The organism is Mesorhizobium sp. WSM4841, assembly GCF_055811515.1.
Genome location: NZ_JBVVQC010000050.1, coordinates 1 through 13,541 on the forward strand (window position 1 = coordinate 1; position 13,541 = coordinate 13,541).

Sequence of the window (13,541 nt, forward strand, 5' to 3'; positions counted from 1 at the left end):
AAAACGAAACCCAAATTCAGGCGAAAATCTTAAATTAAATCAAAGCGTTCCGCGTTCTTCACGGACGACGCGATAAGATTTGGCGAAGACGATGATACGTCCGGCGAACTTTGGTTCGGAGCGCGACTTCGCCACCAGGGCCTTGTCGTTGGTGATTTGGCGATTGCGCCCGCACTGACCGCTGGATTCAGTGCCGTTACAGGCCCTACCGAGATCGAGCGCGATCGCGAAATCCGCTACGATGGCGATGCATCATTCCTCGGCTTCGTTGGTGCGGAGCTTTCGTTCAGAGTCAGGCAAGCTCCCAATGTCGAACTTGTCTACCAGCTCCACCATAGATCCGGCGCCGATGGTACAATTGGCGATATGAAAGAGGGTTCCAACGCGAACACTCTTGGAATCCGTTATCGCTTCTAATGCTCCCTGCTGTCGGTCTTTTGCCTGCGCCCACGTGCCCGGTATTGGGCCCACAGCGAAGACGGCGACACTTTCGTGATAGGTTTGCACGGGAGATGGCGACCGTGGCTCCAATATGGGATCACTGCGAGCGAAGCAGCCGGGAGAAGGCGCCCGGCGGCACTTTCGGAGAAGAGGTTCTGCGGCGGTTCGGCATCGGTCTCAATGCCGATCGGCATGATAAACCATTGAAATCTCAGGGCGTGCAGGGTCACCCTGTCGCGCCATTTCGCATTCACGCTATATCCTTCAGAGTGTCGAGCGGCCCTTTCAGCGCAGACCTGGGCTGGATCAACTCTGGCGCAATCAGGAAGGTCTGTGGCGTCGTCGTCGGTTCATCGATCAGCGCGAACGCCTTCGTAATCATCGCCTCAACATTCTGCCGTACCATGATTACCGGGAAGGGCAGGAAGGAGCCGAACGGATCGTAGTCGTAGCAACCGACGACGAGCTCACTAAACATCTCCGCCGGCCGGCCCGCCATGAAACGCAGCAGACCTTCCATATTGATCGACGAATTGATGAACAGCGCGCGCGGCAGCTTGCCATGGCGTTGGTAAAACGCCTCAAAGGCACGCAAAGTTATATCAGGCGAATACCCGGAGGACTGCACACCGTCTTCAGGGTCGGCGCCCAGCAATGCCTTCTTGGTCGCATGGAAAGCGGCGATGCGTTCGCGGCTGGCGTGGTCGTTGCGGCCGCCAAACAGAAACAGCTCGTCCGGCCGCAGAGGATCATCATTGCCGAAGCGGCGGATGATTGCTTCCGTCAGCATCCGTGCGCCCCCATAATTGTCGCTGATCACCGAATGCGCCTTCGCTCCCGGCAGGTCGATGTTGATATGCCTCAGCCCCGCCGATTCGCAGACCTCGTGGACGCCGTCCGGATCGGTGGCGCCGACGATGAAGAGCTGGTCGATTGAATAGGAGATCAGCGTCTCCGCGGTCCGCCGCTCCTCTTCCGGGTCGCGGCTGGCGCTAACCACGACCGGGCACTGGCCGCGGCTGCGCACATGCCCCTCAAACGTCTGCGCCATGGAGGAGAAGTAGCGATTGTCGTGGACGGGCAGCATCAGGCCGACCAGGCCCGATCGCGAGCGTCGCAAGCCTCGCGCCTGCAGATTGGTGGTGTACTGGTGGAGTTCGGCGAGGCCGAGAATTGTTTGCGCCGTACTTTCCTTGATGCGGCGCTTGCGCCAAGTGCCGTTCAGGACGGCACTCACGGTCGACGGCGAACTGCCCGATAGCACGGATAGGTCATAGATCGTCGCCTTCTTCTTGACCCGCTGATCCATCTGGCGCCTCCGGCGCGTCTATTTAGAGCAATATCCCGCTTGACGAGAGCTTCTCGATGCACAATAGTTTCTGCACCATCGATTGTGCAAGCGAAAACCGGTGGATGGCCGATGGGGAAGTGCCCCGTCTCTTTAGGGGAGGTTTCTAACGGCCGCCGTCGTTCGACGGCTCGAGTGTGTTCCCACTAGGAACGTTATGGGAGGAGTACAGATGAAAAAGCTCATGATCGCGGCGCTTGCCGCGACCCTTATGATTGGCGGGTCATTCGCTGCGATGGCACAGCAGGCCGGCAAGGTCGGCGTCGTCGTCAAGATCGGCGGCATTCCGTGGTTCAACGCAATGGAGGCGGGTATCAAGGAGCGCGGCCAGAAGCTCGGGATCGACGCATTCATGGTCGGCCCGACCAGCGCTGATCCAGCACTGCAAGTTCGCGCCATCGAGGATCTGATCGCGCAGGGCGTCAAGGTCATCGGCGTCGTGCCGAATGATGCGAAAGTGCTTGAACCAGTCCTGCAGAAGGCCAAGGACGCCGGCATCATCGTCATCACGCATGAATCGCCTGGCCAAAAGGGCGCCGACTGGGACTTCGAACTCGCGTCCGCGACCGGCTTCGGCGAGGCTCATGCCAAGCTCCTGGCGGAGAAGATGGGCGGCAAGGGTGAGTACGCAGTGTTCGTCGGCTCGCTGACGGTGCCGCTGCACAATGCCTGGGCCGATGCGGCAATCGAATATCTGAAGAAGAACAACCCGGACATGAAGCTTGTCGGCGAACGTTATGGCGTCGCCGAGGATGTAGACAAGAGCCGCAGCACTGCGCTTGACCTGATTTCCGCAAATCCAGGCTTGAAGGGTTTCCTCGCCTTCGGCAGCCAAGGTCCGATCGGCGCTGGCCGCGCAATCGAAGAGCGCCGGAAGGTGGGCGAAATTTTCGTGCTCGGACCATTCTCGCCAGGCCAGGGCCGGAAGCTCATCAAAAGCGACGCGATCTCCGGCGGCTTCATGTGGAATCCGAAGCAGGCGGGCGAGGTTTTCGTCACGCTGGCTGACCATCTCATGAAGGGCAACGAGATCAAGGACGGCGATACGATCGAAGGGCTAGGGACAGTCAAGCCGGACTTCGAAAACCGTAACATCATCGTCGATCAGCTGGTCCCCATCAACAAGGACACTGTCGACGATCTCGCGGCGATGGGCCTGTAAGGCCTCAAGCTAATGGCAGCCGGGCCGGCGTCGAGCCGGCCTGGCTGCAGGATTGCAAATGCGATTGGATCCAGGTTTCAACTCGATGGCTGATCAGGCACTCGATGGCGCCGCATCACGGCCGCTGCTGTCGCTCCGCAACGTCAATATGACGTTCGGCGGCGTGAAGGCGCTGAAGAATGTCAGCTTTGAGGTGCTGCCGGGCGAGGTGCATTGCCTGGCCGGCGAGAACGGCTCCGGCAAGAGCACGCTGATCAAGGTCATTACGGGCGTGTACAAGCCCGAGGCGGGCGCCGTGATCGTCTATGATGGCCAGAGCTACTCCCATATGTCGCCGGTTACGGCGCAGGCCGGCGGAATTCAGGTCATCTGGCAGGACCTCGCCCTGTTTCCCGAGATGACTGTCGCCGAGAATATCGCGTTCCAGACCGTCATCGGCCGCTGGCCGCGGCTGGTGAACTATGCCGAGATGCGCCGTGTGGCGATCAACGCCTTGCAACGTCTTGGTGTTACCCTCGATGTCGATCTAGCACTCCACCACTTTCCCATCGCACAGCGGCAGATCGTAGCAATCGCGCGCGCCCTCGTCGGCGAGGCGAAGCTCGTCTTCATGGACGAGCCGACGGCGTCGCTCACCCAATCCGAAACCGACTATCTGCTGGACATTGTGCGCAATCTGTCGGCGTCGGGCGTCGCCGTTGTGTTCGTCAGTCATCGCCTGGCCGAGGTTCTTGAAATCTCCAGCCGCGTGACGGTGTTGCGCGACGGCGCTTTGGTCGGCGTCTATCCGACCAAAGGCCTGACCCAATCGCGCATCACCGAGTTGATGACAGGCAAGACCTTCGACTATTCCGTCCTGCACCGCGATTTAACCACGAGCCCGGTCATGCTTGAGGTTAAGGGGCTGTCGCGGCCCGGCGAATTCGAGGACGTGTCCTTGACCGTCCGGCGCGGCGAGACGCTCGGCATCACCGGGTTGCTTGGGGCAGGGCGCACCGAACTGGCGCTGACATTGTTTGGCATGCGCAAGCCGAAATCGGGCTCTGTCGTCCTGGACGGCAAACCCGTTCATTTCGGTTCCAACCGTGACGCGATCGCCGCCGGCGTCGCCTATCTTTCGGAAGACCGGCTGTCGCTCGGTCTCATTCAGCCCCAGGCCATCGCCGACAACATGGTCATCGCCTCGCTGGACAAGATCCTTACGGGCGGTTTCATTTCGAGCGATCGCAAGCAATCTCTGGTCAATCGCTGGATAAGGGATCTTGGCGTCAGGATCGGAAAGCAGGACGACGCGATCTCGACCCTGTCAGGGGGAAATCAGCAACGTGTCGCCATTGCAAAATGGCTGGCGACCGACCCGAAGCTGCTTATCCTCGACGCACCGACGGTCGGCGTCGATGTCGGCGCGCGCGCCGGCATTTTCGACATCGTTTCCAAGCTGGCGGACAGCGGCCTGGCCATTATCCTGATCTCGGACGAGGTGCCTGAAGTCTATTTCAACGCGGACCGTGTGCTGCACATGGCTCAGGGGCGCATTGTCGGCGAATTTACGCCGGGCGCTACGACCCTCCAGGCGATCGAGGAGGCGGTCTATGCGTAGGTTTGTCCGCTCCCACGCAACGGAACTGGCTTTGCTCGCCGTTATCGCCGTCATCTGCGTCTTCCTTTCGTTCGCGACGGACCGGTTCTTCACCCTCGGCAACGCGTTTGACCTTCTGAACACCAGCTCGGTCAACATCATCTTCGCCGTCGGCCTGCTCGTCGTGCTGATTGCCGGCGGCATTGACATCTCCTTCGCGGTTGCCGCCTCCGTTGTGCAATATCTGGCGGCGACCGTCCTTGGCTGGATCGGCGGCGGGAACTGGATTATCGGCCTCATCATCGCTGGCGCCTTGGGCGTCGCGTTGGGCTGCATCAACGCCTTCCTGATCCACAGGTTCAGGATCATCTCGATCGTCGCCACGATTTCGACTTTCAACATTTTCTTCGGCTTGCTGATGTTCTTCACAGGCGGCGTGTCGATTTACAATCTGCCGGACTGGCTCACCACCCGCGTCGTGCTGTTCGAGCGAGAGATGGCTGACGGCAGCTGGGCGGAGATCACCCTGCCAGTGCTCATTATGGCCATATGCGTCTTCGCGACCTGGGTGTTGATCACGCGCACCACCACTGGTCGCCAGCTCTACGCATTTGGCGACAACCCGGAGGGCGCGCGCCGCTTCGGCATCAATATCGGCGCCATGCAATTTATCGCCTTCGGCTGGCTTGGCCTGATGGCGGGTATCGCCGGTCTCGTCCAAGCGCATTACGCGCAGGAGGTTGTGCCGAATGCCCTTTATGGGCGCGAACTCGACGTCCTGGCAGCCGTAGTTCTTGGCGGTGCGCGGCTCGGCGGCGGCAAGGGCAGCGTGCTCGGCTGCATTCTGGGCGTTCTGTTGGTCTCGATTACCCAGAACGGACTTAATTTGATGGGTGTGTCGCCTTTCGCATTCAAGATGATCGTTGGCGCCATCATTCTTGCCGCAATCACCCTGTCGAACACCAGCATCGAACGCCTGCTGCCGTTCCTGAAAAGCCGACGGGTGCCTTCATGACGGTTTTGATTGAACGCGTCCGCAACGCGCTCGGCCCCGAACTTGCAGGTCCGTTTGCCGCGTTCGTGGCGGTCATGGTCGTGTTCGGCTTTGCCGCGCCGAACTTCCTTTCCCGTGCTACCTTTGGATCGGTCGCCTTCCAGCTGCCGGAGCTCGGCCTCCTCACACTCGCCATGCTGCTGCCGATCCTGACCGGCGGCCTCAACTTGGCCATCACCTTCACGGCCAACATGGCCGGCCTGACGCTGGCTTGGGTACTGCAAAGCCAGGGAGGCGTCGACGCTGGCATCGGCGCCTTCGTCCTTGGCTCGGTCCTTGCCATCGCGGTCGGCGCACTGAGCGGGCTGATCATGGGGCTCGTCATCGCCTACACCAAGGCTCACCCGATCCTGGTCTCGCTGTCGATGATGATCTTCCTGCGCGGTCTCGGCGAATTCCTGACGCGCGGCGGCGACGTGTCCGGCATTCCCGGCTTCCTGGCGCCGATCGGCTACGGTTCGATTTTTGGCATCCCGGTGCCGTTGCTCATCTTCATCGCTTGCGTGCTGATCTGGCACGTCTTGCTGACGCGCATGAAGCTAGGCTTCAACACTTACATGATAGGCTCCAATATCGAGGCCACGCGCTATTCCGGTATCAATACGCGCAAGGTGCAGGTTCTCGTCTACACATTGTCCGGGGCGATGTGCGCGGTCGCCGGCATCATCATGCTGGCGCGCTTCAATTCGGTGCGTGTCGGCCACGGCGAGTCTTACCTGCTGATCACCGTGCTTGCCTGCTTCCTTGGCGGGGTCAATCCGTTCGGCGGCTTCGGTCGGGTGATCCCGGTCTTCGTTGCGCTGGTCGTGCTCCAGCTTCTGTCCTCGGGACTCAATCTGATGGGCGCAAACCAGCATCTTGCGACGGCAGTCTGGGGCGTCCTGATGATCACGGTGATGATCCTGCGCTGGCTTGCCGGGCGCCTCAAATTCCTAAACACAAACAGAGGGTGAGTTAGATGCATGGTTTTGGGGTCCACACCTCGATGTGGACGATGAACTGGGATCGGGCCGGCGCGGAGAAGGCGATCGCGGCTTCGGTCAAATACGGGATGGACTTTATCGAGATCGCGCTTCTGAACGCGCCGGCGGTCGATGCCGCGCACACACGCGCCTTGCTCGAAAAGCACAATCTTCCTGCCGTTTGCTCGCTTGGCCTGCCGGAGCGCGCCTGGGCCTCGGTGCGGCCGGATGCCGCCATCGAACATCTCGAAGTGGCGATCGACAAGACCGCCGAGATGGGCGCGCTGGCGCTTTCCGGCGTGATTTTCGGTGGCATCGGCGAACGCACCGGCCTGCCACCCACCGAAAAGGAATACGACAACATCGCCCATGTGCTGACCGTCGCCGCCAAGCACGCCAAGAAGCGCGGCATCGAGCTCGGAATCGAGGCGGTGAACCGCTACGAGAACCATTTGATCAATACCGGCGCGCAGGCCGTCTGGATGGTCGAGAAAGTCGGGGCCGACAACATCTTTGTTCATCTCGACACCTACCATATGAACATCGAGGAGAAGGGGGCCGCCAACGGCATTCTGGCCGCCCGCGATCACCTGAAGTACATCCACTTGTCTGAAAGCGATCGCGGCACACCAGGCACCGGAAACTGCCCCTGGGACGAGATTTACGCAACGCTGGCGGCGATCGGCTTCAAGGGCGGACTTGCCATGGAAAGCTTCATCAACATGCCGCCGGAAGTCTCCTACGGCCTCTCGGTCTGGCGGCCGGTTGCGAAGGACGAGGCCGAAGTGATGGGCAATGGCTTGCCGTTCCTGCGCAACAAGGCTCGCCAATACGGTCTGATCTGACACGATGGATGACGGGCAGAAGGCGGACGGCGCAAGGATCGCCGTCTTCGACGTCGGCAAGACCAACATAAAGCTCTCCGCGATGACGCTCGACGGCGTGCTCGTGGAGCGCCTCTCTGTCCACAACGAAGTGCGGCCCGGTCCGCCTTGGCGGCATCACGATCTCAACGGCATCAGCGACTGGTTGTTCGGCTCGCTCGCCACTTTGTGCCGACACCATCCGCTGGAAAAGGTGGTCGGCACCGGACATGGCTCCGCAGGGGTTCTGGTGAACGCAGATCCCGACGACACTTGCGCCCTGCCGATGATTGATTATGAGCAGGACCTGCCGCCGGCAATTCGCGATGGTTACGCGCCGCTTTCGGGCGATTTCTTCGATCGCGGCAGCACGATCATGCTGAAGGCCGCCCACCAGGCGCGCCAGCTGTACTGGATGCAGCAGGTTGATCCGGAGCGCGTCGCTCAGGCTCGGTGGTATCTGGGCTTGCCTCAATATTGGGCCTGGCGGCTGTCGGGCGTGCCATCGGCCGAAACGACCATCCTCTCGGCGCAATCACATCTGTGGAACAATGTGCGCAAGCGGTGGGCGCCCATTGTGGCGGGGCAGGGATGGCAGCGCCTCATGCCACCATTTCATCCGGCCTGGGAGAGGTTGGGGCCAATCCGGCAGGATCTGGCGCGCCGGCACGGCATACCGGAAAAGCTGTCAGTCCTGACCGGTGGCCACGACAGCAGCCTGAACCTCTACCGCTACCAGGCGGCAGGGATGCGCGACGCCTGCGTGATCTCTACCGGAACCTGGATTGTCGGAATGTGCGCGGCGACACCTCTCGACCAACTCGATGAAAATCGCGGAATGGTGCTGAACAGCGACGTGACAGGACGCCCGGTCGGCGGCGTTTTGACCATGGGCGGACGTGAGTTCAGTCATGTGGCAGGGCAGGGGCAAGAAGGAAATGCAGCGGACGCTGCGCTGGTCAGTTTGCTGATTGAGCGCGGCACCTTCGCATTGCCGTCGTTCGGCGACGATGACGGCCTGTTTCCAGGCAGCGCCGGGTGCGGCCGGTTTGAAGGGCCGCCTGCAGAATCCCCTGCAGAGCGCAAGGCGCTCGCGGTGCTCTACGCCGGGCTGCTGACGGTGGAATGTATCGATGCGCTGAACGAAAACGGGCTGGTTGCATTGGATGGCACCTTCCTGCGAGACCCGCTCTACGCCACACTGGTTGCCGCGCTGCGGCCAAACGCCGAAACAGTCTACAACCTCGACTCCTATGGCACCGCTTCGGGTGCGGCGCTACTTGGCGAACACGAAACTCGTGACACGCCGGCTCCGATCGCGCTCAGCCTGCCAGCCGCCTTTGCCGGCGATCATGAGGCGCTCGCAGCCTATGCACAGCGGTGGCGCGAACTGATCAAGCGAAACAACTTGCAACAGGGCAAGACCAGCAAAAGGAACGATCGATGACTGATGACAGCGCTCTGCGCCGCGAAATGGTGGATGTTTGCCGCCGGATGAACTCCAGCGGTATCAACCAGGGCAATGCCGGCAACCTGTCGGTGCGCTCCAGCGACGGTTTCCTGATCACGCCCTCGTCGCTGCCCTACGAAACGATGACGCCCGAAGACATCGTCGAGATGGGCTTTGACGGCACTTATGTCGGCCGACGGCCCTCCTCGGAGTGGCGCTTCCACCGTGACATTTTGAGGGAGCGGCAGGAGATCAACGTCGTACTGCATTGCCACTCGCTCTACGCCACGACGCTGGCCTGCCATCACAAGACGATCCCGAGCTTCCATTATATGACAGGAGTGGCGGGCGGTACGACCATCCGCTGCGCCGGCTACGCGACCTTTGGCACGCAGGCCTTGTCCGACAATGCCTTGGTGGCACTCAAGGATCGCCTCGCCTGCCTGCTCGGCCAGCACGGCCAGATTTCACTCGGCAAGACGCTGGAAGCGGCGTTGTGGCTGGCGAACGAGGTCGAAACCCTGTCGCGCATGTATGTCCAGGCGCTTACCCTTGGCGAGCCGCCGGTCATTTCCGACGAGGAGATGGCGCGGGTGATCGAGCAGATGAAGAAGATGAGCTATGGCCAAGCGCCGGATCCGGAGGGAACGAACGATTTGGCGCGGCCGCGTGGCGCTGCGGTATAGCACTGCTTTGGCAGATTTTAGTGGAGAAAGGTCTGTTTTCCCCGTCGGCCGCATCAAGCTCGACTGTGGCAGGTTACGGCAAACGTTGAATCAAATCGTTCAGCAAAAGCAGCAACGCGCCGGCGACCACAGCTGCAGCCGCGTCGTCCAGCATGATGCCGACCCCACCCCTTACTTTTTCATGGACGACGCCGATGGGCCAAGGCTTGACGACGTCGAAAAACCGGAAAGCAAGGAAACCTGCTGCCCACCAGACCGGGTCGAGCGGCAGCATGGAAAGCGTTGCGGCGGTGCCGAAGGTCTCGTCAATGACGACGATCTGCGGATCCTCCGTCCCGGTACGGGAGATGACATGCGACGACGCCCATACTCCCACGGCGAATACGGCCATGTAGGCAAGCACGATCAGCCAAGGCGATGCAGGTATCAGGACCGCGGCAAGAGCCACTCCGACGCCCGCGCCGACCGTGCCCGGCCATACCGGAGATAATCCTGCGCCGGCAGAGGTCGCGAGTAGGTAAGCAAACTTAGGCAGAAATTTACGCATGGAGTTTTCGGACGGCTTCCCCGCGAATTGCGAATATGGGTTATAACGAAATTTTCCGTTTCGCCGCCAGCTTGGCAGCCTCTGGCTACCTTAATCCATTGGCCGCATTCGCCAAAGAAACGCTGCTGGCTTGAACTGGGAAAGACGTCTGAGCCGGTCTCGGCCCGCGTTGACCAACTCGAACGGTGCCGATGGGCTGGAACGAACCCGCAATTTGCCGGTTAAGCTCCGCGCAACGACATCATCAGAGGAGCCGAGTAATCATGATCGCCGGTCTCATGAAACGTCGTATCGACCCGCTATGGGAGCATGCCGCTTCTCCGCTGGTCGGGATCGGCATGACCCCGAACCAGGTAACATCAGGCGGGCTAGTGCTCGTCGCCCTGTCGTCGGCCGCCTATGTGTACCACCAGTCAAGCCTCGCCTTTGGCCTTTGCCTCGCGTTTGCCTTCACCTTCGACGCGCTGGACGGCGCGGTTGCCCGTCGCAGACATATGAGCACCAAGGCCGGTGGTTATTTCGACGCCATGGCCGACCGTTATCAGGAACTTGCCGTTTTTGCGGCAATAGGCTGGGTCGCCGATCTGTGGGCGATCGCAATGATCGCATTCGCCGGCGGAATCCTCACCAGCTACGCCAAGGCGCGGACGGCGATCGAAATCCCTATAGAAAACCACGCGTGGCCGGATTTCTTCGAACGGATGGAACGCCTGGTGTTCATTTGCGTGCTGCTGGTCGCCGACGGATTGGCGACCGCCATGGGCGCCGCTTCGCCCTGGATTCTGACGGGCGGGTTCGCGCTTTACGCACTGCTGGCAAACGCCACAGCTGTGCAACGGATCAATCGCGCATTTGCGATGCTCAAACGAGCGGACGCGAAGCAGCCGTGAGCCCGCGAGAACCCATACTGGCTTTGGGCGGCGGAAAACGCGAGGCGCTGTCACGGGCACAGTCGGGTTAAAATCAATCCTCGCGCGGCCTGCGTCATCTCTGGCCATAGCGAAGTTGCTGACCCTGTGGGGCCAGATGTCCGCACCGTCGTTAGACCGTTTCGAGCCGGCTGAACCGAACCGGGATGAGTTTGCGAGTCTTCAGTTGCCCTGCCGAATTCTTGTCGATGACCGTCAGCAACTGCACTTCCTCAGGTCCGACAGGCAGAACCAGGCGGCCCCCCGGCTTGAGCTGCTCAAGCAAAGCCGGCGGCGCCCGCCCAGCCGCCACGGTGACCAGGATCTTGTCGAATGGGGCGTGCTCGGGCCAGCCGCGAGACCCGTCCCCGACACGAATGCTGACATTGGATAGACCGAGGCCCTGCAGGAGAGTCTCGGCGTGGCTTGCGAATTCCTCGATGATTTCAACGCTCCAAACGTGCCCGGCGAGTTCCGCGAGGATTGCGGTTTGGTAGCCCAGCCCGGTGCCGATCTCGAGCACCGCCTCGTGCGGTTGGGGAGCAAGGAGATCGGTCATGAGAGCGACGATGAACGGCTGCGAGACGGTTTTATCGAAGCCGATCGGCAGCGGCATGTCCTGGTAGGCATAAGGCGCAACCGAGGCTGGCACGAAGAGATGCCGCGGCACTCGCCGCATCGCAGCCATCACGCGCTCATCGAGCGCCGCCTTGCCGAGTTCTTCGCTTGCAAGGTCGGTATGGATTGCAATCATCTCGACCATGTGCCTGCGTAGCACTGCGAGATGCTCTTCGTTCATTGGCTTCATGACCGTCGGGCTTTCTTCAACCAGGCTTGCTGCCAGATAGGCTTATATCCTGTTCGTCACAGCAACGCCCGCCATCGTTTCCAGTTGCGGGTGGCACACGGCGACCGGAGGTAATTTTGGCGTTGCATCTTGATAGATATCGTCGGCGGCCCTGGAGATCCGGTGCCATGTCGCCATAACGGTATGTCCTGGATCGCGGTGATTGAACGATGAACGGCTGAATCGCGTGCATGCGTGGCAGCCGGCGATCTCGACCGGGGCGTTGTCGTTGTAGTAGTGGACGCCTGTTTCACCGATGCTGCGACTGCTGCATGGCTTCGGCAGCGGATGCCGCGACGGGCGGTTCGGGAGGTTCCCCACTCACCTACACAATCGGAGTTCCTAAACATCCAGCTAAAGTCCGGAGGCCGCTACTTTATCGCTTCCAGGAGTGCTGAGTGGAACTCGCCGGGGGCCTCTGCCTTGCCGCTCGGCCGTCGTGGTTGAATCCTCATCAGCTAAAGTAGTGAAATCTGATGGAACTACCGGCCCTGATATGCCATTTTACCACGTCGTGAGAGAAGACGAAGGCAAATGAGCCAGCACAATGCCACTGTGATAGGCGTCGTGGTGCCCATGTTCAATGCCGAGAGAACCATTCTCCCGACGCTGACCAGCATCTGCCAGCAGAGTCACCAGGCGCTGGACATTATCGTAGTGGATGATGGGTCGACGGACCGGTCCGCGTCAATCGTGGCCGCCTATGCCGAGCAGGATCGGCGTATACGCCTTTTCAGGCAGCCGAATGCGGGTGTTGCGCACGCACGCAACAGCGGCGCCGCTGCCACCGATGCGGAGTTTCTAGCGTTCGTGGATGCGGATGATCTTTGGGCTCCATCCAAAATCGCACTGCAACTGCGCGTCCTGCAGGAAGGAGGCTCGTCAGCTGGCCTGGCATATTGCTGGTTTGCGGAGATCGACGAGGACGGTCGGATATTTTCATTCAAACAGCCCGATGCCGATGGTCGCGTGCTGCAACGCATGTGCAGAAACAACTTTGTCGGTAACGGAAGTTCGATGCTTGTACGTCGCTCCGCATTCGAGCGGGCGGGACAGTTTGATCCTTCCCTGAGGGCGAGGAACGCACAAGGCTGCGAAGATCTTCTAATGTGCCTCAGAATAGCGGAGAATTACGAGTTTCGTGTCGTGCCCCAACATCTTGTGGGTTACCGGAGGACGATCGGCAACATGTCGAGCGATGTCATGCAGATGTTTCGTTCGTATGAAATTGTCCTAGCCGAGTTTCGCGAGAAATATCCGCAATTTGTGAGCGATCTCAATGCCCATCTGCTTGACACGATCAATGGGCTTGCCGTGAGAGCTTTGGTTCAAGGGCGACCTTCCGCAGCCTGGTACCTGTCGAAGAAGCTCTTTGTCCTGGAGCCGCGCACGGCCATTTCACGTCTACCTCATACGGTCGACGTCTGCTGCCGGGGGCTGGTTCCTCGCTGGATCAAGGTTCGAGTGAAACGGATGCGAAACGCCGAGTCTCGGCCTCTTTATGGAAAGATTTATCTGGAGAGGTGACCGCGTCCCTGTTCGGGCGTACCGAGCCGGAGCTGTTGAAGCTAGATGCTTGATCCCAGGCTTTCGCGGCGCACGCGGCAGTCACGTCATTGCCTGGACCCTGAGCGGCCACCAAAACGATCTTGGCCCGGACCACATTTCCATAGGACACGTGCAACTACGCGCCG

Annotated in this window: 12 protein-coding genes; 9 read left to right on the forward strand and 3 right to left on the reverse strand. The window is 60.5% G+C overall.

All coding sequences use genetic code 11. The features are described from left to right. Window positions 1-691 precede the first annotated feature (691 nt). On the reverse strand, window positions 692-1,750 hold the full coding sequence (locus tag AC0L14_RS32760) for a LacI family DNA-binding transcriptional regulator (RefSeq protein WP_473526347.1): 1,059 nt from the start codon (window positions 1,748-1,750) through the stop codon (window positions 692-694). A gap of 211 nt (window positions 1,751-1,961) precedes the next feature. Between AC0L14_RS32760 and AC0L14_RS32765 the strand changes: the two genes are divergently transcribed. The 7 genes from AC0L14_RS32765 to AC0L14_RS32795 all read left to right on the forward strand — a co-directional run bounded on the left by AC0L14_RS32765 (window position 1,962) and on the right by AC0L14_RS32795 (window position 9,545). Further along, window positions 1,962-2,951: an autoinducer 2 ABC transporter substrate-binding protein gene (locus tag AC0L14_RS32765; protein WP_077381096.1), complete on the forward strand. Its 990-nt coding sequence runs from the start codon at window positions 1,962-1,964 to the stop codon at window positions 2,949-2,951. Between the two features lie 85 nt (window positions 2,952-3,036). After that, a complete protein-coding gene (locus AC0L14_RS32770; RefSeq protein WP_473484882.1) occupies window positions 3,037-4,551 on the forward strand; it encodes a sugar ABC transporter ATP-binding protein in 1,515 nt (504 codons plus the stop codon). Then, the gene (locus AC0L14_RS32775; protein WP_473526346.1) at window positions 4,544-5,545 is read left to right on the forward strand and encodes an ABC transporter permease; all 1,002 of its coding nucleotides are present in this window, start codon (window positions 4,544-4,546) and stop codon (window positions 5,543-5,545) included. Before AC0L14_RS32770 ends, AC0L14_RS32775 begins: the two co-directional genes overlap by 8 nt. Beyond that, window positions 5,542-6,537 carry an ABC transporter permease gene (locus AC0L14_RS32780; RefSeq protein ID WP_473526345.1) on the forward strand — a complete coding sequence of 332 codons (996 nt, stop codon included), beginning with the start codon at window positions 5,542-5,544 and terminating at the stop codon, window positions 6,535-6,537. The genes AC0L14_RS32775 and AC0L14_RS32780 overlap by 4 nt, the downstream gene beginning before the upstream one ends. 5 nt (window positions 6,538-6,542) lie before the next feature. Then, window positions 6,543-7,391: a sugar phosphate isomerase/epimerase family protein gene (locus AC0L14_RS32785; RefSeq protein ID WP_023799537.1), complete on the forward strand. Its 849-nt coding sequence runs from the start codon at window positions 6,543-6,545 to the stop codon at window positions 7,389-7,391. A 4-nt stretch (window positions 7,392-7,395) separates the two neighbouring features. Further along, on the forward strand, window positions 7,396-8,856 hold the full coding sequence (locus AC0L14_RS32790; protein ID WP_473751996.1) for an FGGY-family carbohydrate kinase: 1,461 nt from the start codon (window positions 7,396-7,398) through the stop codon (window positions 8,854-8,856). Continuing rightward, window positions 8,853-9,545 (forward strand): class II aldolase/adducin family protein, encoded by a 693-nt coding sequence (locus AC0L14_RS32795; protein WP_473751997.1) that lies wholly within the window; start codon window positions 8,853-8,855, stop codon window positions 9,543-9,545. Before AC0L14_RS32790 ends, AC0L14_RS32795 begins: the two co-directional genes overlap by 4 nt. A 73-nt stretch (window positions 9,546-9,618) precedes the next feature. Here AC0L14_RS32795 and AC0L14_RS32800 read toward each other — a convergent pair whose 3' ends face one another. Then, window positions 9,619-10,092, reverse strand: coding sequence for a phosphatidylglycerophosphatase A family protein (locus AC0L14_RS32800; protein WP_192356198.1), 474 nt, complete (start codon window positions 10,090-10,092; stop codon window positions 9,619-9,621). 263 nt (window positions 10,093-10,355) lie between these two features. Here AC0L14_RS32800 and AC0L14_RS32805 point away from each other — a divergent pair, with 263 nt between their 5' ends. After that, window positions 10,356-10,982 (forward strand): CDP-alcohol phosphatidyltransferase family protein, encoded by a 627-nt coding sequence (locus AC0L14_RS32805; RefSeq protein WP_473751998.1) that lies wholly within the window; start codon window positions 10,356-10,358, stop codon window positions 10,980-10,982. 151 nt (window positions 10,983-11,133) lie between these two features. Here AC0L14_RS32805 and AC0L14_RS32810 read toward each other — a convergent pair whose 3' ends face one another. Continuing rightward, complete coding sequence (locus tag AC0L14_RS32810; protein WP_473752000.1) at window positions 11,134-11,808, reverse strand: protein-L-isoaspartate(D-aspartate) O-methyltransferase; 675 nt, start codon at window positions 11,806-11,808, stop codon at window positions 11,134-11,136. 573 nt (window positions 11,809-12,381) lie between these two features. Here AC0L14_RS32810 and AC0L14_RS32815 point away from each other — a divergent pair. After that, window positions 12,382-13,374 (forward strand): glycosyltransferase family 2 protein, encoded by a 993-nt coding sequence (locus AC0L14_RS32815; RefSeq protein WP_473752001.1) that lies wholly within the window; start codon window positions 12,382-12,384, stop codon window positions 13,372-13,374. Window positions 13,375-13,541: the final 167 nt, after the last annotated feature.

Bases quoted from the DNA above. Each gene is read 5' to 3' on its own strand.
- AC0L14_RS32760 (WP_473526347.1), bottom strand. From the start codon at position 1,750: ATGGATCAGCGGGTCAAGAAGAAGGCGACGATCTATGACCTATCCGTG.
- AC0L14_RS32780 (WP_473526345.1), top strand. From the start codon at position 5,542: ATGACGGTTTTGATTGAACGCGTCCGCAACGCGCTCGGCCCCGAACTT.
- AC0L14_RS32795 (WP_473751997.1), top strand. From the start codon at position 8,853: ATGACTGATGACAGCGCTCTGCGCCGCGAAATGGTGGATGTTTGCCGC.
- AC0L14_RS32815 (WP_473752001.1), top strand. From the start codon at position 12,382: ATGAGCCAGCACAATGCCACTGTGATAGGCGTCGTGGTGCCCATGTTC.
- AC0L14_RS32785 (WP_023799537.1), top strand. From the start codon at position 6,543: ATGCATGGTTTTGGGGTCCACACCTCGATGTGGACGATGAACTGGGAT.
- AC0L14_RS32800 (WP_192356198.1), bottom strand. From the start codon at position 10,092: ATGCGTAAATTTCTGCCTAAGTTTGCTTACCTACTCGCGACCTCTGCC.
- AC0L14_RS32790 (WP_473751996.1), top strand. From the start codon at position 7,396: ATGGATGACGGGCAGAAGGCGGACGGCGCAAGGATCGCCGTCTTCGAC.
- AC0L14_RS32805 (WP_473751998.1), top strand. From the start codon at position 10,356: ATGATCGCCGGTCTCATGAAACGTCGTATCGACCCGCTATGGGAGCAT.
- AC0L14_RS32770 (WP_473484882.1), top strand. From the start codon at position 3,037: ATGGCTGATCAGGCACTCGATGGCGCCGCATCACGGCCGCTGCTGTCG.
- AC0L14_RS32810 (WP_473752000.1), bottom strand. From the start codon at position 11,808: ATGAAGCCAATGAACGAAGAGCATCTCGCAGTGCTACGCAGGCACATG.
- AC0L14_RS32765 (WP_077381096.1), top strand. From the start codon at position 1,962: ATGAAAAAGCTCATGATCGCGGCGCTTGCCGCGACCCTTATGATTGGC.
- AC0L14_RS32775 (WP_473526346.1), top strand. From the start codon at position 4,544: ATGCGTAGGTTTGTCCGCTCCCACGCAACGGAACTGGCTTTGCTCGCC.